Source organism: Stenotrophomonas sp. SI-NJAU-1 (assembly GCF_020883215.1).
In the GTDB taxonomy this organism is placed as follows: domain Bacteria; phylum Pseudomonadota; class Gammaproteobacteria; order Xanthomonadales; family Xanthomonadaceae; genus Stenotrophomonas; species Stenotrophomonas indicatrix.
In genome coordinates this window covers 1804297-1828095 of record NZ_CP086598.1, presented here as the reverse complement: position 1 = coordinate 1828095, position 23799 = coordinate 1804297, and the positions used below count along the sequence as shown (strand labels likewise).

The 23799-nt window shown below is 65.1% G+C and carries 23 protein-coding genes; 7 read left to right on the top strand and 16 right to left on the bottom strand.

What is annotated here, in order from left to right; all coding sequences use genetic code 11:
• Window positions 1–43: 43 nt before the first annotated feature.
• The gene (locus LMF57_RS08515; protein WP_229291208.1) at window positions 44–694 is read right to left on the bottom strand and encodes a TetR/AcrR family transcriptional regulator; all 651 of its coding nucleotides are present in this window, start codon (window positions 692–694) and stop codon (window positions 44–46) included.
• Between the two features lie 129 nt (window positions 695–823).
• On the opposite strand from LMF57_RS08515, the gene LMF57_RS08510 reads away from it, so the two are divergent.
• Entirely contained in the window at window positions 824–1717 is an 894-nt protein-coding gene (locus LMF57_RS08510; protein WP_229291207.1) for an NAD(P)/FAD-dependent oxidoreductase, read from the top strand.
• A gap of 75 nt (window positions 1718–1792) precedes the next feature.
• Here the strand turns inward: LMF57_RS08510 and der are convergent, their stop codons facing one another.
• The 7 genes from der to ndk form a co-directional block, all read right to left on the bottom strand.
• A complete protein-coding gene (gene der / locus LMF57_RS08505; RefSeq protein WP_093819797.1) occupies window positions 1793–3190 on the bottom strand; it encodes a ribosome biogenesis GTPase Der in 1398 nt (465 codons plus the stop codon).
• Window positions 3191–3205: 15 nt separating this feature from the next.
• A complete protein-coding gene (gene bamB / locus LMF57_RS08500; RefSeq protein WP_208081659.1) occupies window positions 3206–4414 on the bottom strand; it encodes an outer membrane protein assembly factor BamB in 1209 nt (402 codons plus the stop codon).
• Complete coding sequence (locus LMF57_RS08495; RefSeq protein ID WP_208081660.1) at window positions 4414–5052, bottom strand: tetratricopeptide repeat protein; 639 nt, start codon at window positions 5050–5052, stop codon at window positions 4414–4416. The genes bamB and LMF57_RS08495 overlap by 1 nt, the downstream gene beginning before the upstream one ends.
• 64 nt (window positions 5053–5116) lie before the next feature.
• Window positions 5117–5977: a RodZ domain-containing protein gene (locus LMF57_RS08490; RefSeq protein WP_117310186.1), complete on the bottom strand. Its 861-nt coding sequence runs from the start codon at window positions 5975–5977 to the stop codon at window positions 5117–5119.
• An 18-nt stretch (window positions 5978–5995) separates the two neighbouring features.
• A complete protein-coding gene (gene pilW / locus LMF57_RS08485) occupies window positions 5996–6781 on the bottom strand; it encodes a type IV pilus biogenesis/stability protein PilW (RefSeq protein ID WP_117310185.1) in 786 nt (261 codons plus the stop codon).
• On the bottom strand, window positions 6768–7973 hold the full coding sequence (gene rlmN, locus LMF57_RS08480; RefSeq protein WP_093819808.1) for a 23S rRNA (adenine(2503)-C(2))-methyltransferase RlmN: 1206 nt from the start codon (window positions 7971–7973) through the stop codon (window positions 6768–6770). The genes pilW and rlmN overlap by 14 nt, the downstream gene beginning before the upstream one ends.
• 10 nt (window positions 7974–7983) lie before the next feature.
• Window positions 7984–8409 carry a nucleoside-diphosphate kinase gene (gene ndk, locus LMF57_RS08475; RefSeq protein WP_008265389.1) on the bottom strand — a complete coding sequence of 142 codons (426 nt, stop codon included), beginning with the start codon at window positions 8407–8409 and terminating at the stop codon, window positions 7984–7986.
• 315 nt (window positions 8410–8724) lie between these two features.
• Here ndk and LMF57_RS08470 point away from each other — a divergent pair, with 315 nt between their 5' ends.
• From LMF57_RS08470 to LMF57_RS08460, 3 genes are all read left to right on the top strand, one after another.
• Window positions 8725–9393 carry a TetR family transcriptional regulator gene (locus LMF57_RS08470; RefSeq protein WP_025875011.1) on the top strand — a complete coding sequence of 223 codons (669 nt, stop codon included), beginning with the start codon at window positions 8725–8727 and terminating at the stop codon, window positions 9391–9393.
• A 26-nt stretch (window positions 9394–9419) separates the two neighbouring features.
• On the top strand, window positions 9420–11792 hold the full coding sequence (locus tag LMF57_RS08465) for a 3-hydroxyacyl-CoA dehydrogenase/enoyl-CoA hydratase family protein (RefSeq protein WP_025875013.1): 2373 nt from the start codon (window positions 9420–9422) through the stop codon (window positions 11790–11792).
• A 69-nt stretch (window positions 11793–11861) separates the two neighbouring features.
• A complete protein-coding gene (locus tag LMF57_RS08460) occupies window positions 11862–13070 on the top strand; it encodes an acetyl-CoA C-acyltransferase (protein WP_032977565.1) in 1209 nt (402 codons plus the stop codon).
• 468 nt (window positions 13071–13538) lie between these two features.
• On the opposite strand, the gene galU is transcribed toward LMF57_RS08460, so the two are convergent.
• The 8 genes from galU to cmk form a co-directional block, all read right to left on the bottom strand.
• A complete protein-coding gene (gene galU / locus LMF57_RS08455) occupies window positions 13539–14417 on the bottom strand; it encodes a UTP--glucose-1-phosphate uridylyltransferase GalU (RefSeq protein ID WP_117310183.1) in 879 nt (292 codons plus the stop codon).
• The gene (locus tag LMF57_RS08450) at window positions 14414–16327 is read right to left on the bottom strand and encodes a nucleoside-diphosphate sugar epimerase/dehydratase (RefSeq protein WP_162887633.1); all 1914 of its coding nucleotides are present in this window, start codon (window positions 16325–16327) and stop codon (window positions 14414–14416) included. The genes galU and LMF57_RS08450 overlap by 4 nt, the downstream gene beginning before the upstream one ends.
• Window positions 16328–16342: 15 nt before the next feature.
• Window positions 16343–17320 carry a glycosyltransferase family 4 protein gene (locus LMF57_RS08445; RefSeq protein ID WP_117310182.1) on the bottom strand — a complete coding sequence of 326 codons (978 nt, stop codon included), beginning with the start codon at window positions 17318–17320 and terminating at the stop codon, window positions 16343–16345.
• A gap of 3 nt (window positions 17321–17323) precedes the next feature.
• Window positions 17324–18502: a lipopolysaccharide assembly protein LapB gene (lapB, locus tag LMF57_RS08440; protein WP_049466151.1), complete on the bottom strand. Its 1179-nt coding sequence runs from the start codon at window positions 18500–18502 to the stop codon at window positions 17324–17326.
• A gap of 6 nt (window positions 18503–18508) precedes the next feature.
• Window positions 18509–18793: a lipopolysaccharide assembly protein LapA domain-containing protein gene (locus LMF57_RS08435; RefSeq protein ID WP_117310181.1), complete on the bottom strand. Its 285-nt coding sequence runs from the start codon at window positions 18791–18793 to the stop codon at window positions 18509–18511.
• A 77-nt stretch (window positions 18794–18870) separates the two neighbouring features.
• Entirely contained in the window at window positions 18871–19176 is a 306-nt protein-coding gene (locus LMF57_RS08430; protein WP_005409286.1) for an integration host factor subunit beta, read from the bottom strand.
• A gap of 89 nt (window positions 19177–19265) precedes the next feature.
• Complete coding sequence (gene rpsA / locus LMF57_RS08425; protein ID WP_049466147.1) at window positions 19266–20951, bottom strand: 30S ribosomal protein S1; 1686 nt, start codon at window positions 20949–20951, stop codon at window positions 19266–19268.
• Window positions 20952–21152: 201 nt separating this feature from the next.
• Window positions 21153–21830, bottom strand: a complete 678-nt coding sequence (gene cmk, locus LMF57_RS08420) for a (d)CMP kinase (RefSeq protein ID WP_049466145.1) — start codon at window positions 21828–21830, stop codon at window positions 21153–21155.
• Between the two features lie 197 nt (window positions 21831–22027).
• On the opposite strand from cmk, the gene ykgO reads away from it, so the two are divergent.
• The 3 genes from ykgO (at window position 22028) to LMF57_RS08405 (ending at window position 23706) form a co-directional block, all read left to right on the top strand.
• Complete coding sequence (gene ykgO / locus LMF57_RS08415) at window positions 22028–22153, top strand: type B 50S ribosomal protein L36 (protein ID WP_005409283.1); 126 nt, start codon at window positions 22028–22030, stop codon at window positions 22151–22153.
• A gap of 149 nt (window positions 22154–22302) precedes the next feature.
• Window positions 22303–22629, top strand: a complete 327-nt coding sequence (locus tag LMF57_RS08410; RefSeq protein ID WP_229291377.1) for a hypothetical protein — start codon at window positions 22303–22305, stop codon at window positions 22627–22629.
• 39 nt (window positions 22630–22668) lie between these two features.
• On the top strand, window positions 22669–23706 hold the full coding sequence (locus LMF57_RS08405) for an agmatine deiminase family protein (protein ID WP_229291206.1): 1038 nt from the start codon (window positions 22669–22671) through the stop codon (window positions 23704–23706).
• Window positions 23707–23799: the final 93 nt, after the last annotated feature.

Below are 23799 nucleotides of genomic sequence, written 5' to 3'. Positions count from 1 at the left end.
CGCGCAGACGTCACGCACCTGGACCAGGCCGCGCCCGAAACAGCTATGCGACGGCGTAGGTGTTGCCACCGTGTGCGGCGATGAACAGAGCGACAGCCGACCGGCAGTAGGATTCGATCTGGTCGTCGCTCCCTGCTATCGCTTCATCGAAGCGAGCGATTGCCAAGAGATCGGATCCTCTGATGAGCGCGCCAAACAAGCGGGCAGACAGGAGAGGATCGGGCACGTTCAGGGCCGCCTTGGCGTGCAACTGTCGCAACAGGGCCTCGATCTGGACGATGACGTAGGCCGGGCCGGCTTGGTAATGGAGCCTGCTCAACGATTGTTGATTGGTCTTGTCGGCCATGATCATGGCTTCGACACTTCGAACGTCCGGGCTCAACAGGGTACGAAGCAGGGATGAAGCCACTGCCACCAGCTGATCTTCAGCCGAACCGTCGCCGCCTTCAACAAGGGCCTGGGGTGCGAACTGATGGCAGTGGGCCGCAATGGCTGCGCTGAACAGCGCCTCCTTGTTCTCGAATTTCCGATAGATGCTCAGCTTGGATATCTTCGCCCGCTGGGCGACCTTTTCCATTGTCGTGGCTTGAAAGCCCAGTTCCACGAAGAGTTCGCTTGCGGCATCAATTATTGATTGGCCGAGCGCCTCGTTGGCCGGCCGACCACGGCGAGCCTGGCTGATTCTGCTGGTCATGATTGCACTACTTGACAGTATCCCGGTGCACACATTACGGTACCCGACAGTACCATAAATCGCGCCAACTGATCAATGTTACGCGCCCGACCCGGTCCCGCTCCCTTCCACGACATAGAGCAGAACACCATGGATGACGTCATCATCATCGGCGGCAGCTTTGCCGGCCTCGCCGCCGCGCTGCAGCTCGGCCGTGCCCGCCGCAGGGTCACCGTTCTCGATACCGGTCTACAGCGCAATCGCTTCGCCAGCCACTCCCATGGTGTACTCGGCCACGATCACAAGCCACCACAGAACATCCTGACCGACGCACGCCAACAACTCGCGCGCTATCCGACGATCAGGCTGGTGAACGCGCGGGCCGACAGCATTTCCGGCGCCATCGACAACTTCTCCGTCCTTACTGGCGATGGCGCGTCCCTTGGCGCGCGCCGACTGATCCTGAGTTATGGCGTTGTCGACCAGATGCCGGATGTCCCGGGCTTTGCCGAGAACTGGGGCTCATCCATCGTGCCGTGCCCATACTGCGACGGCTTTGAAGTCGCCGACCAGCGTTGGGGCCTGGTCTGGTCGGGCCCGCAGTCGCATACCTATGTCAGGCTTTACCACGATTGGACCGGCACGTTGACGGTCTTTGCCGATGGTCACGACATCGCACCCGATGTACGGGCAGACCTGGCACGTCGCAACATACCGGTGGTCGATGGCCGGATCACGGAGATCCACCATCGCACGGGACATGGAACCGCCATCAAGCTCGATACCGCCGGCGATGTAGTGATCGATATGCTGTTTGCGCACCCGCGCAACAGGCCCTCCGCAAGCCTGCATGAATCTTTGGGCCTGGGCACGGTCACTACGCCCCTCGGCACTGCCATCAAGGTCGACGAGCGCCGGGAAACCAGCGTACCGGGCATCTACGCCGCTGGCGATCTTGCAAACCCGGCCATGGCCTCCGTCACCACCGCGATATGGCAAGGCGCGACGGCAGGTATTTCCGCGCAGCAATCGATGCTGGTGTGAGACGACAGATTCCAGGAGCGCGGCGTCGCCGCCGATGCAACGAAAAAGGCGGCCCTGCGGCCGCCTTCTCGTGGATCACTTGCCCTTGACGTGCTTCATCAAGCGCCGCTTGGCCTTGACCTGCCGTTCGGTCAGCACGTTCTTCTTGCCTTCGTACGGGTTGGCACCCTCGCGGAAGATGAACTGCACCGGCGTTCCGATCAGCTTGAAGCGCTTGCGGAAGAAGTTCTCCAGGTAGCGCTTGTACGACTCCTGCAGTTCCTTCAGGCGGGTGCCGTGCACGATGAAGGTCGGCGGGTTGGCGCCAGCCGGGTGCACGTAACGCAGCTTGGAGACGTGGCCGCGGATGGTCGGCGGCGGGTTGGTCTCGTAGGCCACTTCCAGCGCCTTGTTCACCTCGCTGGTGGTGAAGGTCTTGTTCGCCGATTCGTGCGCGCGGTGCACCGCACGGAACAGCTCGCGCAGGCCCGAGCCATGCTTGGCCGAGATGCGCACCGATTCGGCCCACGGCACGAAGCCCAGGCGCAGCGACAGCATCGTTTCGGCCTGCTCACGCTGGTAGTCGGTCAGGCCATCCCACTTGTTGATCGCGATCACCAGCGCGCGGCCGGCATCCAGCACGGCGCCGAGCACGGTGGCGTCCTGGTCGGTCACACCTTCGGTGGCATCGAGCATCAGCACGGCCACCTGGCACTGCTCGATCGACTGCATGGTCTTGACCACCGAGAACTTCTCGACGACCTCGTCCACGCGCGAACGGCGACGCAGGCCGGCGGTGTCGATCAGGCGGTACTCGCGGCCGTCGCGCTCCAGGTCCACCGAGATCGAATCGCGGGTGGTGCCCGGCACGTCCGAAGCGATCATGCGCTCTTCGCCGAGGATGCGGTTGACCAGGGTCGACTTGCCCACGTTGGGGCGGCCGACGAAGGCGATGCGGATGCGGTTCGGATCGTTGTCCAGCTCTTCGCCGCTGCCCTCTTCCGGCAGGCGCTGGATGACCTCGTCCAACAGGTCGTCCAGGCCCTGGCGGTGGGCAGCCGACACGGTCAGCATCTCGCTGAAGCCGTAGCGGGCGAACTCCGAACGCACGGTGTCCTCGTCGGTGCCGTCGATCTTGTTGATCAGCAGCAGCGTCGGGCGCGACAGCTTGCGCAGCCAGGCCAGGATCTCATCGTCCATCGCCGAGGTGCCCTCGCGGGCATCGACGACGAACAGGATCAGGTCAGCTTCGCCAGCGGCAGCACGGGCCTGGCGCGTGGTAGCGCCAGCCAGGCCTTCTTCTTCCTCTGCGATGCCGCCGGTATCGACGACGAGGAAATGGTTGTCCTCGTCAAGCCGGCAGACGCCATAGTTGCGGTCCCGGGTGACGCCGGGCTGGTCATGGACCAGGGCGTCACGTGTTCGGGTCAGTGCATTGAATATGGTCGACTTGCCGACATTCGGCCGTCCAACCAGGGCGACCAAAGGCAGCATCGCGATTACTCCGTATTAATTTGCCAACCGGAATGCGGTCAGCTTGCCATCAACGTTCTGCACCAGCAGCACCCCATCGACGACGATTGGCTGGGCCAGAAGCGCATCACCGCCGCTTTTCGCCCGCGCCGCCATCGCGCCATCGGAGGCCTGCAGCCAATGCAGGTATCCCTTGTAGTCACCGACCACGACGTAGTCGCCGTGCAGCGCCGGACCAGTCAGCGAGCGCCGGGCCAGTGCGGTCTGCGACCACATCGCCGCGCCGCTGGCCTTGTCCAGGCCGAACACGCCGCCCTTGTTGTCGGTAACGAAAACATTGCCCGAAGACACCGCCACGCCGCCGGCACCGCCGTGGTCGCGCGCCCACAGGGGGCGACCGGTCGGGCCTTCGATGGCCATGGTCTGGTTCTTGAAGCTGCTCACGAACAAAGTGTTACCGTCGAGCACCGGGGCGCCATCGACGTCGGCCATGCGGTCCAGCTCGGTACGGCCTTCGCCGGTACCCACGTTCTGGTCCCACAACGTGCGGCCGTCCTGCATGGCCAGCGCAGCGACGCTGCCCTCGTCCTTGCCGATGAACAGCACGCCCGGACCGGTCACCACCGCCGCGTTGCCACGCACGGTCAGTGCCGGCAGCTCGCTGGGGTTGAACCACTTCTGGGTGCCGTTGCCGGCGTCGAACGCGGTGACGCGACCGTCATTGCTGCGCACGAAGACCATGCCCTGGGCAATGGCCGGCGCGGCGATCACTTCGTTGGGCACGCGTGCGCGCCACTTCTCGCTGCCATCGTTGATGTCCAGCGCGATCACCTGGCCATCGAGGGTACCGATGACCACCAGGTTCTCGCCGACGCCCGGACCACCGGACAGCCGCAGCTTGGCCTTCTTCTTTTCCTTCTTCGGCTCCCAGGTCCAGACCTTCTTGCCGGTCTGCAGGTCGATGGCGTGCACGCCACCGGTGATGGCCGCAGCGAACACGTGGCCATTGGCCACCGCCGGGCCCTGGCGCACGCCGATGCGGCGCTCGCCCTTGCCCAGATCGACCGACCAGGCCTTGTTGACCTTCAGGGTCGGCTCGAACTTGACCAGTTCGGCCGGCTCCTGCGCCTTCTTGGCTTCAGCGTCCTTGCCGGCGAACCAGCCCTTCATGGTACTGCAGCCGGACAGTGCCATGCCGAGCAGGAGCACGGAGGCGACGCGGGTGATCATGACCTTCTGACTCATCAAACCGACTCCGCAGGGGCGGCGACGGTGCCGCCGGCGTCCATAACCTTGGTTTCCAGCAGGCGCCGCTGCGGCGCTGCCACGTCCAGCGTTTTCAGCGCCTTCTCATACTGTTCGCGGGCGGCGTCGCGCTTGCCCTGCGCCATCAGCGCATCGCCATGGATTTCCAGGCTGCTGCTGTCGGTGGCGCTGCCCAGCAGCTTGATCGCCTCATCGCCCTTGCCGGTCGCCACCAGCAGGCGTGCCACGCGCTGGTCGACCACGCGCTGCAGGTCGCTGTCGACCTTCACCGCACGCAGGGTGGCCAGCGCTTCTTCATTCTTGCCCGCATCGACCTGGGCCTTGGCCAGCTGCAGCGCGGCCAGGTCGCCGTAGATGCTGGACGGGCCAGCTTCCAGCGCCTTGACCGCCTTGGCGGCGTCATCGAGCTTGTTCTGCTGCAGGCCGACCAGGGCCTTCTGGTACTCGACATTGGCCGAGGCCAGCTTGCCGCCCTGATCCTTCTGGTACCACTGCCAGCCGGCAATGGCACCGATGGCGATGACTACGCCACCGAGGATGCTGGCGCCATTCTTCCGCAGCCAGCTGCGGACGCGTTCACTTTGTTCGTGCTCGTCGAGCAGATCGTCGATCGCCATGCGTACTCTCGCCCCGCCCATCGGGAGGGACCATTGGGATTATCGAAGGTGGTGAAACCGTGTCTCAGTGCGAAACCGGGACAACGGAGCCTTCAGAGGATACCTGAAAGCGTGCCACGTTGGCTCGCTGGTAGGGCGTCAGATCGACGATAGCGCCGTTCTGCTGAACCTGGACCGCCGAGGCGTTGCCCAGGGTCACGCGGGTCACCTGGCCCGGGGTGAAGCTGCGGCTCTCGCCGGCCTTGATCAGCGCCTTCTCGACGGTACCGCCCCCAGGGCCGGCGATATCGACCCAGCTGTCACCGCTGAACTGCATGTCCAGATTGGCGGCAGGGGCCGGCGCAGCGCGCGGCACCGGGGCCAGCGAGGCGACGTACGGGGTGGCGGCCGGCTTGGCGACGGGCGCGGCCGCCACCACGGCGGGCGCCGCCGCGGCGGACCCGGGGCCGGCCGGGGCAACCGGTACGGCGGCCGGGATCACGTCCAGCGAGGCGGTGCTCGGCGAAGGCGCGGCGCCATCGAAGTGGCCACGGGTGGCGAACCAGACCGGGACCGCCAGCACAGCGGTAATACCGACATACAGCGCACGGCGGCCGAGGTTCTCGGCGATCCGGCGCGCACGCGGGGTATGGGTGTGGCTGACCAGGGTGGGCGGAACCACCGGGCCCACCTGGGCCTGTTCCAGCAGTTCGCTGACGTCCACGCCGAGCAGGCGGGCATAGCTGCGCAGCTGGCCGCGCACGAACACCGGCGCCCCCAGCTTCTGCCACTGCTCCTGCTCGAGCGACTTGACCACTTGAACCGGCATGCGCAGGCGCTGGCCGACATCTTCGAGAGTCAGTCCGGCGGCCTCGCGGGCCTGGCGCAGGCGGGTGCCGCAGCCGGCCACGGTCTCGAGATCGCTCACAGTCTGGTCATCAATCACAATGCATCAACCCTGGAGTTAGGAGCCCGCGTCCTGCGGAAATTCCTGTCGAATCCGCTGAAGATAGCGATCAGATGCTGCCTGATCACCCAGCCGCGCCTCGATTTGAGACGCAAGTTGTAACACGGAACGCGTGGCCGGTGCAGCCGCAATCCTACGTTCGGCGAAGGCCCGGGCCTCCATGAACTGGCCGCGACGGAAGCTCAGCTGGGCCATCGCCTCCAGCGCGACCGGGTTGCCAGGCACCTGCGCCAGAGCGGCACGCAGGTTGCGCTCGGCGCGTTCAAGCTGGCCAGCGTCCAACGCACAGCTGCCACCATTGGCCTGCGCCTGGGCCGGCGTGGTGTAGTTGGGCGATTGCAGCGCACGATCGAACCAGGCCAACGACTCGGCAGCCTGCCCGTTCTGGCACAGCCAGGCACCATAATTATTGAGTACATCGCCGCGCTGCGGCGCCAGCTCGGCAGCCCTGCGGAAACCTTCCCCGGCCTGTCGGGTGCGGCCACGCTGATCATCGATGCCGGCCAGCAGCACCAGTGCATCGGGGTCGGCAGGCGCCAGCTTGATCGCATCGCGCGTCTTGCGCTCGGCCGCGTCCAGGTTGCCGCTCTGCATGTCGCGGACAGCCAGGGCCAGCAGATCCGCGGCGCGGACCTGCCGGCGAACACCTTCGGGGTCGCGGACCGAATAGACCGTCGCCTGGCTGGGGCCCAGCTTGGCTTTGGGCTGCGACTTGCAAGCAGTGACCGAGAGGGCCAGCACGCCTGCAAGCAGCGCCAGCCAGAAGCGGTCAGGCCGCCGCATCGCTCCCCTTCCCCGCCTGCAGCGTCTTGTTGAACTCGGCTTGGCGGCGGGTGCGATCCATCACCTGGCCTTTGAGCTGGCCACAGGCGGCGTCGATATCGTCGCCACGGGTGCGGCGCACCATGGTCAGCACGTTGCTGTCGAGCAGGATCTTCTGGAAGGCGCGGATATGCGCTTCTTCCGAGCGCTCGTAGCGGGTACCCGGGAACGGGTTGAACGGGATCAGGTTGACCTTGCCCGAGTCCCTGGCCTGCACCGCGTTGTCGAACTGGTGCATCAGCCGCGCCAGCTGGCGGGCGTGCTCGGGCTGGTCGTTGATGCCCTTCATCAGGGTGTATTCGAAGGTGACCGATTCGCGGCGCTTGTTGGCACGCAGATAGCGTGCGCACGAAGCCATCAGCTCGGCGATCGGGTACTTCTTGTTGAGCGGCACGAGGGTCTCGCGCAGCTCATCGTTCGGCGCATGCAGCGACACCGCCAGCGACACGTCGCTTTCGGCGGACAGGCGGTCGATCTGCGGCACCAGGCCGGAGGTCGACAGGGTCACGCGCTTGTTGGCCAGGCCATAGCCCAGATCGTCGCGCATCACGCTCATGGCACGCACGACGTTGTCGAAATTCATCAGCGGCTCGCCCATGCCCATCATCACCACGTTGGTGAGACGGCGCATCTGGTGCGGCACGTTGCCCAGGTGGCGCGCCGCGATCCACACCTGGCCGATGATCTCGGCGGTGGTCAGGTTGCGGTTGAAGCCCTGGGTGGCGGTGGAGCAGAACGTGCAGTTCAGGCCACAACCGACCTGCGAGGACACGCACAGCGTGCCGCGGGTCTTGTCGGGGATGTACACGGTCTCGATGGCGTTCTTGCCATCCACGCCCATCGCCAGCAGCCACTTGTGGGTGCCGTCGGCGGAGGGCTTGTCGAAGATGATGTTCGGGACGAGGACCTCGGCATGCTCCTGCAGCTTGGCGCGCAGGACCTTGCCGAGGTCGGTCATCTCATCGAACTCGGTGACGTAGCGATGATGGATCCACTTCATCACCTGATGGGCGCGGAACTTCTTCTCGCCGAGAACCTCGACGAAAAACTTCTCCAGGCCCGCGCGATCGAGGTCGAGCAGGTTCTGCTTGCCAGCCGTGGGTGCCGACTTCGGCAGCGGCTGGATGGCGATTTTCTGTACGACCTCGTTCACGGCATTACTCTCAGCGCGAGACGACTTCGGTGGCGGCGAAGAAGTACGCGATTTCAATCGCGGCATTCTCGACCGAGTCCGAGCCGTGGGCGGCATTGGCATCGATGGATTCGGCGAAGTCGGCGCGGATGGTGCCCGCAGCGGCTTCCTTCGGGTTGGTGGCGCCCAGCAGGTCGCGGTGGGCCAGGACGGCGTTCTCGCCTTCCAGGGCCTGGATCATCACCGGGCCGGAGATCATGAACTCGACCAGTGCGTTGAAGAACGGACGCTCGCGGTGCACAGCGTAGAAGCCTTCGGCTTCACGGCGCGACAGCTGCTTGTACTTGGCGGCCACGACCTTCAGGCCGGCCTTTTCGAAACGGGCGTAGATTTCGCCGATGACGTTCTTGGCAACGGCGTCCGGCTTGATGATCGAAAGGGTGCGCTCCAGCGCCATGGGATGTCTCCAATGGAATCGGGCCGCTGATGGCCCGAAGGGTAACAAAAAAAAAGCCGCGTCGAAACGCGGGCTTAGCCTGATAAACGTGCGCGGATTGTAAAAGATAAAGCGGCAGGGTGGTAGTGCCGGCCGCCGGCCGGCAGTGGGCGCCATTCAACCTCGGGGGGCTGCCGGCCAGCGGCCGGCACTACCCCATTCACCCACCTGAGCGGATTCTGACCAGCCGAGGCATTTTTGCTGCATTGCAAAATGCCATACGCTACCGTCTGGTTCTAGTATCAAACAATCGTTTGATTAAGGTCCGCCCGCCCGATGGCCAAGCCCGCCCACTTCTCGACCAAGGACCGGATCCTCGGCGCCGCCGAGGAGCTGTTCGCCCAGCACGGCTTTGCCGGCACCTCGCTGCGTCAGGTCACCAGCCAGGCCGACGTCAACATCGCTGCGGTCAACTACCACTTCGGCTCCAAGGAAAACCTGGTCAACGAGGTGTTCCGCCGCCGCATGGACGAGATGACCGGCGCTCGTCTGGCTCAACTTGAGCGTGCCCGCAACGAACACCCCGGGCAACTGCGGCCGGTGCTCGCCGCCTTCGTCGAGCCGGCCCTGGCGCTGGCCCAAGACCGCCAGAACGGCGGCGCCTTCGTCCGCGTGATCGCCCGTGCCTACGCTGAAAAGAACGACAACCTGCGCAAGTTCCTGTCCGACCACTACGGCCACGTGCTGCGTGAGTTCGGCAAGGCGATCGCCACCTGCGTGCCCGGCCTGAGCAAGGAAGAGCTCTATTGGCGCCTGGATTTCCTCGCTGGCTCGCTGACCTATGCCATGGCCGATTTCGGGCTGATCAAGCGACCTGCCGGTGTCACCGAAACGGCGCATCGTGCCCATGCCGCCCATGAACTGATCCATTTCGCCGAGGCCGGATTCCGTGCCGCCGCCCGCAGCGGCAGCGCCCTGCCCGCCTCCATTGATTCCACCCAGTAACTGCTGACCAACAAAGGCCCTACACCATGTCCAATTCCCTGCTAGTCCGCCGCGCCGCCGTGCTGGGTGCCGGCGTCATGGGTGCCCAGATCGCCGCCCACCTCACCAATGCCGGCGTCGACACCGTGCTGTTCGACCTGCCTGCCAAGGAAGGTCCGGCCGATGGCATCGTGCTGAAGTCGATCGCCAACCTCGGCAAGCTGAGCCCGGCGCCGCTGGCCAGCAAGTCGCTGGCCGAAGCCATCACCCCGGCCAACTACGAGACCGGCCTGGAACAGCTGAAGGACTGCGATCTGATCATCGAGGCCATCGCCGAGCGCATGGACTGGAAGCAGGACCTGTACAGGAAGATCGCCCCGTTCGTGGCCGACCACGCCGTGCTGGCCTCCAACACCTCGGGCCTGGGCATCAACAAGCTGGCCGACGTGCTGCCCGAACAGCTGCGCCACCGCTTCTGCGGCGTGCATTTCTTCAACCCGCCGCGCTACATGCACCTGGCCGAGCTGATCCCGGCCACCACCACCGACGCCAGCGTGCTGGAAGGCCTGGAAGCGTTCCTGGTCACCACCCTGGGCAAGGGCGTGGTGTACGCCAAGGACACCCCGAACTTCATCGGCAACCGCATCGGCGTGTTCTCGATCCTGTCCACCATCCACCACACCCAGGAATTCGGCCTGGGCTTCGACGAAGTGGACGGCCTGACCGGCCCGCTGGTCGGCCGACCGAAGTCGGCGACCTACCGCACCTCCGACGTGGTCGGCCTGGACACCATGGCCCACGTGATCAAGACCATGGGCGATACCCTGCCCAACGACCCGTGGCATGAATTCTTCAAGTCGCCGAAGTGGCTGGATGCGCTGATCGCCAAGGGCGCACTGGGCCAGAAGACCGGCGCCGGCATCTTCCGCAAGGTCGGCAAGGACATCGTGGTGCTGGACCTGGAAAAGCAGGACTACCGTCCGGCCGACCGCGCCGCCGCACCGGAAGTGGTCGAGATCCTGAAGATCAAGAACCCGGCCGAGAAGTTCGCCAAGCTGCGCGAGAGCCAGCACCCGCAGGCGCAGTTCCTGTGGGCGACCTTCCGCGATCTGTTCCATTACAGCGCCTACCACCTGGCCGACATCGCCGAGACCGCGCGCGACGTCGACCTGGCCATCCGCTGGGGCTACGGCTGGTCGCTGGGCCCGTTCGAAACCTGGCAGGCCGCCGGCTGGAAGCAGGTCGCGCAGTGGATCGCCGATGACATCGTGGCTGGCAAGAGCATGAGCAACGCCCCGCTGCCGGATTGGGTATTTGACGGCCGTGACGGCGTGCATGCCGCCGAGGGCAGCTACAGCCCGTCGCGCAACGCCAAGCTGCCGCGTTCGTCGCTGCCGGTGTACCAGCGCCAGCGCTTCCCCGATCCGCTGCTGGGTGAGAAGTTCGCGCCGGGCGAGACCGTGTTCGAGAACGACGGCCTGCGCATGTGGCACGACGGCGATGGCATCGCCGTGGTCAGCTTCAAGACCAAGATGAACACCGTGTCCGACCATGTGCTGGATGGCCTGCAGGAATGCGTCACCCGCGCCGAGAAGGACTTCCAGGGCCTGGTGATCTGGCAGCAGAAGGAGCCCTTCTCCGCCGGTGCCGACCTGGCCGGCGCCCTCGGCCTGCTGCAGGCCGGCAAGGTCGACCAGTTCGAAGCGATGGTGCACAACTTCCAGCGCACCAGCCAGCGCATCAAGTACTCGCTGGTGCCGGTGGTGGCTGCCGTGCGCGGCCTGGCGCTGGGTGGCGGTTGCGAGTTCCAGATGCACAGCGCCAAGACCGTGGCCTTCCTGGAAAGCTACATCGGCCTGGTCGAGGCCGGCGTCGGCCTGCTGCCGGCAGGCGGCGGCCTGAAGGAACTGGCCGTGCGCGCCTCGCAGGCCGCTGGCCCGGGCGGTGACGTGTTCGCCGAACTGAAGAAGACCTTCGAGACCGTGGCGATGGCCAAGGTGTCCAACTCGGCGGTCAACGCCCAGGAACTGGGCCTGCTGCGCAGCACCGACAAGGTGGTGTTCAACAGCTACGAGGCCCTGTACATCGCCAAGGCCGAAGCACGCGCCCTGGCCGAAGCGGGCTACCGTCCGCCGCTGCCGGCACGCCGCATCCAGGTGGCCGGTGACGTCGGCATCGCCACCTTCAAGATGATGCTGGTCAACATGCTGGAAGGCCGCTTCATCAGCCCGTACGACTACGAGATCGCCGAGCGCATCGCCACCGTGCTGTGCGGCGGCAAGGTCGACCGCGGCACCCTGGTCGACGAAGAGTGGCTGCTGACCCTGGAGCGCAAGCACTTCGTCGAACTGGCCCAGCAGGAAAAGACCCAGGCCCGCATCGCGCACATGCTCAAGACCGGCAAGCCGCTGCGGAACTGACGGAAGACATCGGTAGTGCCGGCCGCTGGCCGGCAACCTCTTCCAACCCCTATTCAAGAGATCACTGCAATGACCAAGCAAATCCAGGACGCCTACATCGTCGCCGCCACCCGCACCCCGGTTGGCAAGGCGCCCAAGGGCATGTTCCGCAACACCCGCCCCGACGACATGCTCGCCCACGTGCTGCGCAGCGTCGTGGCACAGGCGCCGGGCGTGGACGTCAACCGCATCGATGACGCGATCATCGGCTGCGCGATGCCCGAAGCCGAGCAGGGCATGAACGTGGCCCGCATCGGCGTGCTGCTGGCCGGCCTGCCGAACACCATCGCCGCGCAGACCGTGAACCGCTTCTGCTCCTCCGGCCTGCAGGCCGTGGCGCAGGCGGCCGACGCGATCCGCCTTGGCAACGCCGACCTGATGCTGGCCGGCGGCACCGAATCGATGTCGATGGTGCCGATGATGGGCAACAAGATCGCGATGGCCCCGAGCGTGTTCGACAACGACCACGTCGCCATCGCCTACGGCATGGGCATCACCGCCGAGAAGGTCGCTGAAGAGTGGAAGGTCTCGCGCGAAGAACAGGACGCGTTCGCCCTGGCCTCGCACCAGAAGGCCATGGCCGCCATCCAGAACGGCGACTTCAAGGACGAGATCAGCCCGTACGAGATCGTCTCGCACCAGCCCGATCTGGCCGACGGCAAGCGCATCATCACCCGCAACAAGGTGGCCGACACCGACGAAGGCCCGCGCCCGGATTCCTCCGCTGAAGGCCTGGCCAAGCTGCGCCCGGTGTTCCGCAACGGCCAGTTCGGCGGCACCGTCACTGCCGGCAACTCCTCGCAGATGAGCGATGGCGCCGGTGCGGTACTGCTGGCATCGGAACAGGCGATCAAGGATTACGGCCTGACCCCGCTGGCCCGCTTCGTCAGTTTCTCGGTGGCCGGCGTGCGCCCGGAAGTGATGGGCATCGGCCCGATCGCCGCGATTCCGAAGGCGCTGAAGCAGGCCGGCCTGAGCCAGGACCAGCTGGACTGGATCGAGCTCAACGAGGCCTTCGCCGCGCAGTCGCTGGCCGTCATCCGTGATTGCGGTCTGGACCCGAGCAAGGTCAACCCGCTGGGCGGCGCGATCGCGCTGGGCCATCCGCTGGGTGCGACCGGCGCGATCCGTACCGCGACCCTGCTGCACGGCCTGCGCCGTCGCCAGCAGAAGTACGGCATGGTGACGATGTGTATCGGCACCGGCATGGGTGCGGCGGGCATTTTCGAGGCGCTGTAAGGTTCAAAGCGTTGCCTCGTTGGGCTTCAAGGCGTGGGCCGGGTTGGCAGGGCTACCCGGGACACGCCGTGAACCCATCCATGGGGGCTCGATGGCGCCATCCATGGCGCCAACGGTCCCGGGCAGCCCTGCCAACCCGGCCCTTCCAGCCTCCCCGCGGCGGAGGGATGAGCAAAGGCAGGGTCAGGCCGGGTCAGATCCCTTGCTGCGCAAAGGGATCTGACCCCGGCCTACGAAAAAAGGCAGCCAGTGGCTGCCTTTTTGCTTTTGCTTCTGCCCTTGATTCCGCCCTTCCCGGCCGCGACCGCAGGAAACTGTCGAGAGGCGTGGGCAGGCCGCTGCAGGACCGTTGGCGCCATGGATGGCGCCATCGAGCCCCCAGGGATGGGTTTACGGCGTGTCCTGCAGCGGCCTGCCCGCGCCTCCCCCACTTTGGCAGGAAGGCGCTGACGGAGCGCTTGATAAACCTTATTCCGCCAGCATCGCCGCCAGCTTCTCCCGCGCCGGGCCGGCCAGCTTCGGGTTGTCCAGCGCGAAGCGGATCGTCGCCTCGACCAGCCCCAGATGGGTGCCGCAGTCGAAACGGGTGCCCTCGAAACGATAGGCATCGACCTCGTCGGTCTTCAGCAGTTCGGCGATCGCATCGGTCAGCTGGATCTCGCCGCCGGCACCGGTGCGGGTCTGCTCGAGCAGCTCGAAGATCTTCGGGCTCAGCACGTAGCGCCCCACCACCGCCAGGTCACTCGGTGCGTCTTCCGGCTTGGGCTTCTCCACGATCTGCGAGATACGCCCCTTGCGGCCATCGAACGCCTCGGTGGCGACGATGCCGTAACTGGCCGTCTTGTCGTGGGGCACGTCTTCCACCGCGATGACGCTGGCACCACTGGCCTCGTTGAGGTCAGCCATCTGCTTCAGCGCACCGGCGCCACGGTTCCAGATAAGGTCATCGGGCAGCAGCACGGCGAACGGTTCGTCACCGATGACCGCCTTGGCGCACAGCACCGCATGGCCCAGGCCCAGGGCCTCGGCCTGGGTGACGAAGACCGCGCGCACGCCTTCCGGCAGTACATGGCGGATCAACTCGAGCTGTTCGTGCTTGCCCGCCCGCTCGAGCTTCTGCTCCAGCTCGTAGGCCTTGTCGAAATAGTCGGCGACGGCGTGCTTGTAGCGATTGGTGATGAACACCAGCGTGTCACAGCCTGCTTCGATCGCCTCATCCACAGCGTACTGGATCAGCGGCCGATCGATGATCGGCAGCATCTCCTTCGGCACCGTCTTGGTTGCCGGAAGAAAACGCGTGCCCAGACCTGCTACCGGGAATACCGCCTTGCGAATGCGCTTGCTCATTGGTGCCTGTTGGCCTCACGTGCCGGAAAGGGCACAACCTTAGCCGATGAAATGTAAGCATCCTGTTCGATTGGCGAAAATTCCGGCATGGTCGCGAACAGGATTTCCTGGATCGTATCGATGTCGTACCGGGCAATGGCCTCGCGCAGCTTCGGCACATTGCCCAGCACGATGTCGCGCGAGAAGGTACGGACGCCGGCCTCGAGGATCTTCGGGTGCGCGGTTGGCCGGTAGTCCTCGTCGGAGTAGAACAGCGTCTCGTGCAGCTTCTCGCCCGGGCGCAGACCGGTATAGATGATCGGAATTTCCTTGTAGGGCTGTTTTCCCGCCAGGCGGATCATCTGCTCGGCCAACACCCGGATCGGCACCGGCTCGCCCATGTCCAGGGTATAGATCGCGCCATGCGAGGCCGACGCGGCCGCCTGCAGGATCAGCTGGCAGGCCTCGGGAATGGTCATGAAATAGCGGCTGACCTCAGGGTCTGTCACCGTGACCGGACCACCCTTGAGGATCTGCTCGCGGAACAGCGGCACCACGCTGCCGGCCGACGCCAGCACGTTGCCGAAGCGGACGGTCACGAAACGGGTGTGCGTGGACTTCTGGTCCAGGCTCTGGCAGATCATCTCCGCATACCGCTTGCTGGCGCCCAGCGCATTGACCGGGTCCACCGCCTTGTCGGTCGAGATGAACACAAAGTGCTCGACACGGGCTTCCAGGCAGGCGCGGGCCACATTCTCCGTCGCCAGGATGTTGTTGCGTACGGCTTCGCGCAACTGACGCTCCAGCACCGGCACATGCTTGTAGGCAGCCGCATGGAAGGCGGTGTCGACCGGGTGCAGCGACAGCGCATGGCGGATCACCGCAGGATCGCCACAGTCACCGAGCACGGCCTCGATCTCGACATCAGGGAAGCTGCGGCGCAGCTCGCCCTCGATGGTCAACAGCAGCAGCTCGCTGATCTCCAGCAGCACGATGCGACCGGCGCCATGGCGCGCACACTGGCGGCACAGTTCGGACCCGATCGAGCCACCGGCACCGGTCACCATCACCGTGCGGCCGCCCAACCAGCCACGGATGAGGTTCCAGTCCGGCATGATCGGCTTGCGGCCGAGCAGATCTTCGATCGCCACTTCCTTCAACTGGCCCGGCAGCGACTGTCCCTGCAGGATGTCGCTGAGCTTGGGCACGGTCCGGAACGGAATACCGGTGCTCTCGCAGATGGCCACCACCCGCTGCATGCCCACCGCATCCAGCGAGGGCATGGCGATCACCAGCAGCTTGGCCGCCGTCTCGCGGGCCACCGCCGGTGCGTCGTCCAGCGTCCCCAGGATCGGCAGACTCTGCAGCTTGGCGCCGCGCAGGTGCGGTGCATCATCGAGCAGGCCGACCGGCTCGAAATTGCCGGACCGGCGCAGGTCGCGCACCAGGGTCTCAGCGGCCTGGCCGGCACCGAGGATCAGCACGCGGCGCGCGGTCGAGTCGGACTGCAGCGACTGATAGTCCTTCCATGCCCGGTACAGCAGGCGCGGTGCGCCCAGCAGTGCCGACAGTGCGAACGGATAGATCACCAGCACCGACATCGGCACGCCGTCGAAGCGCTTCCAGGCCAGTACGAGGACAATGGCGATCAGGCCGATGAAGCTGGCCTTGAAGATGTTCAACAGGTCGCTGACGCTGGCAAAGCGCCACAGCCCGCGATAAAGGCCGATGCGCCAGAACACCATTCCCTGCAGCGCCAGCACCAGCGTCGTATCTACGTTCCACAACGGCAATGCGGGAGCGTCGGCGAGGATCGAGTAACGACCTGCATGCAACAGCTGCCAGCAGGCCCATACCATGAACAAGTCGTGGCAGACGATGGCCGTACGCGGCATCAGGCCGAGGATTCTGTCCCGCCAGGGTGAAGACATAGATCGAGTCATTCCTTATCGGTGGCGCAATCCATTGCGCAGGAGTAGCCACAGCAGGGTCAACGCGGCAAACCACGCGACCGCTACGACAGCCTCCCACCTCGGCTGCAGATTGGTGCAGATATTGAACACTGTAATGCTGAACAGGCCCAAAACAAAATACGTCCCTGTCACCTGCGCATGGCTGGCTCCTGCCTGCACCGCGCGCTGGTAGACATGCTGGGTGTGGGGTTCCATCCAGCGTTGCCCTGAAAGCATGCGCGCCAGCAGCGTGAAGCCCGCGTCCACAAGGAATGCAGACAACGGCAGCAACAGCAGGATCCAGTTGATGTCGGTGTGCAGTGCGGCGACCGCCAGCACGACGGCCACGGCATAACCCAGCGCACCACTGCCGACGTCGCCCATGAAGATGCGCGCCTGCGGGAAATTGAATGGCAGAAAACCCAGGCAGGCCAGGCCCAGAACGACAGCCACCAGCGAATAGGGCCAGGGCAGCACGGTGGCAAAGCCCAGCGCAACGATGACGGCCTGGCTGCTGGCAATCCCGTTGATGCCATCCATGAAGTTCCAGATGTTGATCAGCGAGGCGGTGAACAACAGCACCAGCAGGCTCAACAGCCAGCTGCCGCCGTGCATCCTGACCAGCCCTGCCAGCAATGCCGCGGCGAGGAAATGCACCAGCAGCCGGCGCATGGCTGGCAGCGGCCGGTGGTCATCCCACCAGCCGATGCCGGCCACCAGCAGCAGGCCAAGGCTGGCCACGGCCAGGCTGGGCGCGGCGTCCGGCCAGCAGAAAGCGGCCACGGCAGCCGCGACCAGCAGACTGATCACGATGGCGATGCCACCACCACGAGGGGTTGCGACACTGTGGCTGCGGCGCTCGCCGGGCTGATCCAGCAGCTGCCTGCGCAGCGCATACACGCGCGCGGCCCAGGTCAATGCCGCGCTGAGCAGGGCCAGGCCCAGCAGCGCGGCCATCACAAGCCACGGCATGGTTCAGAGCACCGCGTAGTTCAGCAGCGGCTTGACCGTACCCCATTCCTTGCAGCTGGGGCATTGCCAATGGTGGGTGCGCGCGCCGAACCCGCAGCGGGTGCAGCGGTAAGCGGGGTTGCGCACCAGCAGCTGGTCGGTAATGTGCTTGAGGTCGTGCAGGGTCGCGGTGGAATCGGCGCCTTCGGCCAGGGTGAGGTCGATCAGTGCCGATTCACCACGCACCGACGGGCGGTCCTTGAGCTGGCGACCGAGGTAGGCACGGGCGGGCGCGACCCCCTCCTGCTCTTCCATCAGGCGGGTCAGGGCCAGCACCGGGGCGATGCCGCGGTAATGCTCGGTCATCTCGGACAGGAAGGCGCGCGCGCCGCCCAGGTCGCCGACCTTGCGGTAGTTGTCCATCAGCGCCGGCAGCACTTCCGGCAGGTACTCCGGATCGTTGCGGGCGGCACGTTCGAAGGCGCGCACGGCAGCCTCGGCATTGCCGGCATCGGTTTCCAGGCGTCCCTCGATGATGCCGGCACGGACCGACATGGCATCGGCCTGGTAGGCACGGGCAATGGCCGCCCTCGCCTCTTCCAGCTTGCCCGCGCCACGGAAGCGCTCGGCGAGCTCGCATTCGAACTGTCCGATCAGCTTGCCCATCGGCTCGCCGGTGACATCTTCGAAGCGGGTGGCGTTGTCGATCGCCTTTTCCCAGTCGCGCTCGGCCTGGTAGATGCCGATCAGGTGCTTGAGCGCCTGCGGTGCGCGCTGGTCCAGCTGTGCCAGTTCGGTGAACACGGTTTCGGCACGGTCCAGCAGGCCGGACTTCATGTAGTCCTCGCCCAGTGCCAGCAGGGCCTGCACGCGCTGCGCGTCGCTCAGATCCTGGCGGTTGACCAGGCCCTGGTGCAGGCGGATGGCGCGGTCCACTTCGCCACGGCGCCGGAACAGGTGGCCCAGCGCAACCTGGGTCTCGAAGGTTTCCTTGTCCAGCTCGGCGATGTGCAGGAACAGTTCGATGGCCTTGTCCGGCTGCTCGTTGAGCAGGTAGTTCAGGCCACGGAAATAGGTGCTCGACAGGTGGCTGACCTGGTTGTCACCGTGGCGCTGACCGCCGCGGCGTCCGATCACCCAGCCGGCCAGGGCCGCCAACGGCAGGCACAGGAAGAACCAGAACCACTCGGAAACGAATTCCATCGTCGATCAACGTCCATCAGAAGATTGGGAGGGGGCCACCGGCGCCGGTGGCGCAGCCGCCGACTTGTTGGCTCGGCGCAGCTGGCCGTAGAGCGGAATGACCACGCTTACCAGCACCAGGCCAGCGCCGACCACGACACCGATCAGCAGGGCGGCGATCAGCGCCACACCGACGGACGTGTTCAACTGGGTAAACAGCAGGTTGATCGACATGGCCGTCATGTTGACCGCACCGATGATCAGACCAAGGATCAGAACCGCCAGCAGGACCAGCAGACGAAAAACTTTCATGCGACAGCTCCATTGGCAGGAGGCCGTAGCTTATCCGACTCGTGGTGGGATTCGCACGAAGTCGCGCGACGGATGGCTCAGGCCGGATCTGCGTCCAGCGGCAGCACACTGCTGACCCGCTCGCGCAATTCCTTGCCCGGCTTGAAATGAGGGACATGCTTGCCCGGCAGGGCAACCGATTCGCCGGTCTTCGGGTTGCGACCCAGGCGCGGCGGACGGTAGTGCAGCGAGAAGCTGCCGAAGCCGCGGATCTCGATGCGATCACCGGCCGACAGTGAGCCCCCCATCATTTCCAGCAATGACTTGACCGCCAGATCGACATCATCGGCCTTCAGGTGCGCCTGCCGGCGCGCGAGGATTTCGATCAGTTCGGATTTGGTCATTACCGGCTCACATCAGGGGCATCTCAGCCTGAAACGGCCCGGGCATTGCCCGGGCCGTCCAGGAAACAACGAACAGCGTAAGGCCGATATTACTCGGACTTGTTGCCGTTCAGCTGTGCACGCAGCAGCGCGCCCAGCTGGGTGGTGCCGCTGGATGCCGAAGAGGACTGGTATTCCTCCAGCACTTCGCGCATTTCCGCGTCGTCCTTGGCCTTGATCGACAGCTGCAGGGTACGACCCTTGCGATCCATGCCCACGAACTTGGCTTCAACCTTGTCACCTACCTTCAGGTGCTGGGTTGCGTCGTCAACACGCTCGTTGGCGATGTCGCGAGCTGCAACATAGCCTTCGATGCCGTCGGCCAGCTCGATGATCGCGCCCTTGGCGTCGACTTCCTTCACCACGCCTTCGACCTTGGAGCCCTTCGGATTGGTCGCCATGTACTGGCCGAACGGATCCTGCTCCAGCTGCTTGACGCCCAGCGAAATGCGCTCGCGCTCCGGATCGACGGCCAGGACCACTGCGTCCAGGTTGTCGCCCTTCTTGAAGTTGCGAACGATGTCTTCGCCAGTGGTCGCCCAGCTGATGTCGGACAGGTGAACCAGGCCGTCGATGCCGCCGTCCAGGCCGATGAAGATGCCGAAGTCGGTGATCGACTTGATCTGGCCCGACACCTTGTCACCCTTCTTGTGGGTGGCAGCGAAGGTTTCCCACGGATTGGCGGCAACCTGCTTCATGCCCAGCGAGATGCGGCGACGCTCCTCGTCGACGTCCAGGACCATGACTTCAACTTCGTCACCGACCTGCACAACCTTGGACGGGTTGACGTTCTTGTTGGTCCAATCCATTTCCGAGACGTGCACCAGGCCTTCGACGCCCGGCTCGATCTCGACGAACGCGCCGTAATCGGTGACGTTGGAGACCTTGCCGAACACGCGGCTGTTGGCCGGGTAACGACGGGCGATGTTATCCCACGGATCTTCGCCCAGCTGCTTCAGGCCCAGCGAAACGCGGTTGCGCTCGCGGTCGAACTTCAGCACGCGCACGTCCAGCTCGTCGCCGACATTGACGACTTCGGACGGATGGCGCACGCGCTTCCATGCCATGTCGGTGATGTGCAGCAGGCCGTCGATGCCGCCCAGGTCCACGAATGCGCCGTAATCGGTCAGGTTCTTGACGACACCCTTCAGGATCGCGCCTTCCTGCAGCTTGTCCATCAGCTGCTCGCGCTCTTCCGAGTGCTCGCTTTCGACGACAGCGCGGCGCGAGACCACGACGTTGTTGCGCTTGCGGTCAAGCTTGATGAGCTTGAATTCCAGCTCCTTGCCTTCCAGGTAGGCCGGATCGCGCACGGGGCGCACATCGACCAGGGAACCCGGCAGGAAGGCGCGGACATCCTTGATGTCCACGGTGAAACCACCCTTGACCTTGCCGCTGATGCGACCGGTGATGGTTTCGTTCTTTTCCAACGCTTCTTCCAGCTCGTCCCACACCATCGCGCGCTTGGCCTTCTCGCGCGACAGGACGGTTTCACCGAAGCCGTTCTCGATCGAGTCGAGGGCGACCTTGACGATGTCGCCTTCGGCAACATCGATTTCGCCGGCGTCGTTACGGAACTGTTCGATCGGCACGATGCCTTCCGACTTCAGCCCGGCGTTGATCACCACGACGTCGCCGCGGACTTCAACAACGGTACCGCTGACGATGGCGCCCGGCTTCAGCTTGGCCAGGTTGGCCTGGCTGGCTTCAAACAGTTCGGCAAATGATTCGGTCATTAGATTTACTCTGTTGGACACATGGGTCGGCTGGCTTCCCTTCAGGGAATGGCTACCGCCCGCCTGTTGGTCGACCCCGGAAATGCAGGTCGTGTGTGGAAGTAGGAAAACCGCCACGCATCATTGCGCGACGGAGCTTTTACAGCACTGCAGATACGCGACCTCCACCGATGCTGCTGGCAGAGCTCCCGCGCGAACGGATCAGGCAGCCGGAACCGGAAGCAGATCCATCACTCTGGCAACGACATCTTCGATGCCGATGCCTGTGGTGTCGATGAGGACAGCATCGTCTGCCGGCTTCAGGGGCGCCACGGTACGCTGAGCATCACGGGCGTCGCGGGCCATGATCTCGCGCAGGAGGTCATCAAAGTTAACAGAAACCCCCTTGTCTTTCAACTGCTTATGCCGGCGCTCGGCGCGCTCCTCGGCACTGGCGGTCAGGAAGACCTTATAGGGGGCGTCCGGGAAGATCACCGTGCCCATGTCGCGGCCGTCGGCGACCAGCCCCGGCTCCATCCTGAATGCGCGCTGGCGCTCCTTCAGGGCGGCCCGGACCTCGGGAATGGCGGCAATTGCCGACGCCAGCGCCCCGGTGGTCTCCAGCCGCAGCTCGTCGGTAGCGTCGGTGCCATTGACCAGCACCCGCATGGCATCGCCCTGCTCGACGAACTGGACATGGGTGTCAAACGTGCAGCGCACCAGCGCGGAGGCATCGGAGGTGTCGATGTCGGCCCAGCTGGCCGCCACGCCGACAGCGCGGTACAGAGCACCCGAATCCAGATAGTGCCAGCCCAACCGGCGCGCCACGATGCGGCTGATGGTACCCTTGCCGGCCCCTGACGGGCCGTCGATGGTCAGGACGGGAACAAGTGGATTCATGGGGGTCCTTGCGCGTGTGAAGGGGGCATTCTAGCCCCTGCCGGACACCCCGCAACGGGCCTTTTGTGCAACCACTTGAAACCATGGGGAAAAGCCCGGTAGAATGGCGGGCTTGAACGAGCGTCCACTGCCGATTGTCTTTCGCATATCGCGGCCACGCTCCACCCGAACAACTACTGTTTACGCCGAGGTATGCCATGAAAGTTCTGTCCTCCCTGAAGTCGGCGAAGGCCCGTCACCGTGACTGCAAGGTCGTGCGTCGTCGTGGCAAGATCTTCGTCATCTGCAAGTCGAACCCGCGTTTCAAGGCGCGTCAGCGCTGAGCCCAACGGTCCTTGTGACCGCGGCTGGCCCCACGCGGGGCCGACCCGATGCAAAAAGCCGCCTTCGGGCGGTTTTTTGTTTATGCGGTTTTTTCCTGCCGTTTTTGCTGTAATCGCTGTTCTTGACCACTGGGGAGTAGATCGAGATGATGCGTTACCTGTGCACCCTGGCCGTACTGGCCACCCTGGCTGCCGCCAACCCGGCGCTGGCCGATACCCTGCTTGTCGACCGCGCCCGTGAAAAGCCGGCCGGCGCCCTGCCCGTCCGCGGCCAGAGCATGCAGCAGGTGCAGTCGCAGTTCGGCGCGCCGGCAGAGCAGCTGCAGCCGCGCGGCGGGCAGAAACGGCAATGGCCGACCATCCACCGCTGGGTGTACCCGCAGTTCACCGTCTACTTCGAGAAGCAGAAGGTGATCGACGTGGTGGCAAACCAGGCGGATCCGAACGAAATCGGCCCCAAGCCGCCGATCCGTTGACCCCCATGCCCGCCCCCGGCGGGCGCGTGTAGCGAGACCATGAACCAGACCCTTCGTTTTCCTGCCGAATGGGAAGCCCAGAGCGGCGTCCTGATTGCCTGGCCCACCGCCGACACCGACTGGGCCGACCGCCTGGGCCAGGTGGAAGAGACCTACATCGCCCTGGTTGCAGCGATCACCCGCTTCCAGCCGGTGCTGATCTGCGTGGCCGACGATGACGTGGAGACCTACGCCGAGATGCGGCTGCGCTCCAACCGCATCGACATGGACAAGGTCCACTTCACCACCGCCGCCTACGACGATACCTGGCTGCGTGATTCGGGCCCGATCACCCTGCGCCGCGCCGACGGCAGCTTCCAGCTGCTGGACTTCCGCTTCACCGGCTGGGGCGGCAAGTTCGACGCCACCCTGGATGACCAGCTGGTCGGCGCGCTCGACCAGGCCGGCGTGTTCAACAACGCGACGGTGCGCAGCATTCCGTTCGCGCTGGAGGGCGGCGGCATCGAGACCGATGGCGAAGGCACCCTGCTGACCACCTGGAAGTGCCTGCACGAGCGCCATCCCGACCGCGACCGCGACAGCCTGAGCGCCGATCTGGCCGACTGGCTGCAGCAGAAGCGCGTGCTGTGGCTGGATCATGGCCATCTGGAAGGCGACGACACCGACGCCCATATCGACACCCTCGCCCGCTTCGCCTCGGCCGACAGCATCGTCTACCAGGCCTGCGACGACGCCAGCGACTCGCATTACGCCGAGCTGCAGGCGATGGGCGCCGAGCTGGCCGCGCTGCGCACGGCTGACGGAAAGCCGTACCGCCTGTTCCCGTTGCCGTGGGCACAGCCGGTTATCGATGAAGGCCGCCGCCTGGCTGCTTCGTATGCCAATTACCTGATCGTCAACGGCGCGGTGCTGATGCCAGCCTATGGCGACCCGGCCGACGACCTGGCCCGCGACGTGCTGGCACAGGCCCACCCGGGCCGCGAGATCGTGCAGGTGCCCTGCCGCTCGCTGATCTGGCAGAACGGCAGCCTGCACTGCATCACCATGCAGCTGCCGGCTGGGCTGTTGAAAGCATAAGCCACGCGGTAACGCCGGGCCATGCCCGGCGAGCGCGGCGGCATCTGGAAAATCCGCCGGGCATGGCCCGGCGCTACCGGTTGCGTGCACCAT